At 33.5% G+C, this 1,857-nt stretch carries 3 protein-coding genes; all 3 read right to left on the bottom strand.

Going from position 1 to position 1,857, the window contains the following annotated elements:
- On the bottom strand, positions 1-374 hold a 374-nt coding region (locus tag ABWO04_RS11590), incomplete at its 3' end, for a hypothetical protein (RefSeq protein WP_353079845.1).
- 57 nt (positions 375-431) lie between these two features.
- A complete protein-coding gene (locus ABWO04_RS11585) occupies positions 432-752 on the bottom strand; it encodes a DMT family transporter (protein WP_353079844.1) in 321 nt (106 codons plus the stop codon).
- Positions 753-765: 13 nt separating this feature from the next.
- On the bottom strand, positions 766-1,857 hold a 1,092-nt coding region (locus ABWO04_RS11580; RefSeq protein ID WP_353079843.1), incomplete at its 5' end, for a sterol desaturase family protein.

Below are 1,857 nucleotides of genomic sequence, written 5' to 3'. Positions count from 1 at the left end.
CTTTCAACATAACCAATTGTGGGGTACATTTGAATAAAAAAGTCTTCCTTTTTGTTCATGTATGAAAGACTTAATCCAATCGCTGGTATAAACAATTCACCGTAAAATCCACCTCCTGCCGAAAGTCCAAGCCAAGGGTTGAATTGGTAAGTAAGCTGTCCCTCAATGGATACTGTGTTTAGTGCTTTGTCTTTGTAGTTTACTGTAAAGCGATTAAGATTGAAAAAGTTCCATTTTCCAGAACTATCCAAATCTTTATCGAAATAGTTTATGTAATGTGTGTACTTGTTTCCCCCCAATATTTCAACAGCACCTTGAGCGCAAATATGATTTGTAACTAATAGTAAAAAGGCTACTAAAATCGTTTTTTTCATTTGATACAAATTTTGAGTGTTTTTTCTGATTAAGAATAGACTGACAATCTTTTATATTTAGTGCGTTGAAGTTACTTTTAGACCAATTACACCAGTGATTATTAGAAGAATGAAGCCAATACGGAGTAGACTCGTTGGCTCCTTAAAAAATAGCATGCCAATTAAAACCGTTCCAATTGCGCCAATACTTGTGTAAATAGCATAAGCAGTTCCTATGGGAATTTCTTTAAGTGCTAGTTGCAAAAAATAAAAACTTGTTGTGATACTCACATAGAAAATAATAGTCCAAACTATATTTTTGTGATTGTCCATTTGTTTAAGACCAATTGTCCAACCAATTTCAAATATACCTGCTAAGAGAAGATAAAACCAATTCATAATTTTAAAGTTTTTAGGCGTTTTGAATAGAAATTTTTTCGGTTTGAGCCAATGATTGACAAGTCAAAATAAATCCATCATTTATATCTGACTCTGAAAGCACTTGATTGTTTAGCATTTTTACATTGCCTTCAATGCATTTCATTTTGCACATTCCACAAAGTCCGTTTTTGCAATAAAAAGGCAAGGGTATGTTTTGATTTAATGCACTTTGTAAAATGGTTTTCCCTTCCTCCGTCTCGAATTCATAGGATTGACCAAAAACTTGTGCTGAAACTTGTGCTTTTTGTGAAGCGTTTTCGCTAGTTTGCTCTTTGATTAGAAATAACTCTCGTTCAGAAACGGTAAGTGAATAAAAGTCTTGGGTTGATTTTTTACTATTTTTTCGTTCAAAGATTTGTTCGTGGCGAGTTTCATAATCTTTAAATTCTGTACCCATCCATTTGTCCCACCATGTAAAATATAAAGCATAATTGCCGTTAAACAATTGGTGGTGCATATTGTGGTGAGTAGATGCAGTTTTGAATTTCAATAGTGGAAATTTTACCCAACCCTTAGGATAGACTTCATAGCCTAAATGGCCTAAAACATTGTTTAGCATGGAGAAGATTTGCCAGGTAATTAATACTCCAAAATTCAGTGGAAGTAAAAACGGTAAAACAAAGCCTATAAAGTATTCAACTACAGCTTCCGTAGGATGAAAAGCAAAAGCAGTTAGTGGCGATGGGTCGGTACTTTCGTGATGTACCTTGTGAAAAATTTTATAAAACCTTGGCATGTGCATAGCCCTGTGACTCCAATAGAAAAACATATCATCTAGAAAAAGTACAATGAAAAAACTAAGCCCTAACCACAAATAGCCATATTTACTGATATCGAAATAGACTTGAGTGTATCCTTTGCTTTCTAAGTAAAGAATAAAAACATCCATTATTGCGAAAACAAAAAATGTAACTACTGAAAAACCAAGGTCGTGTTTGAAATGCTGCAGCTTTGCTCTTTCAGTTTCCTGAATTCTTATTTTTTTAAAATACTTTTTGCCTACTATCCAAAAAATGATAAAGAAAGGAAAAGCAAATGCTGAATACCAACTTAACTGTTCGAT

It is taken from the genome of Flavobacterium sp. (assembly GCF_040382755.1).
GTDB lineage: Bacteria > Bacteroidota > Bacteroidia > Flavobacteriales > Flavobacteriaceae > Flavobacterium.
The sequence above is the reverse complement of the archived record's forward strand: the minus strand, read 5'-3'. Positions and strand labels throughout refer to the sequence as shown.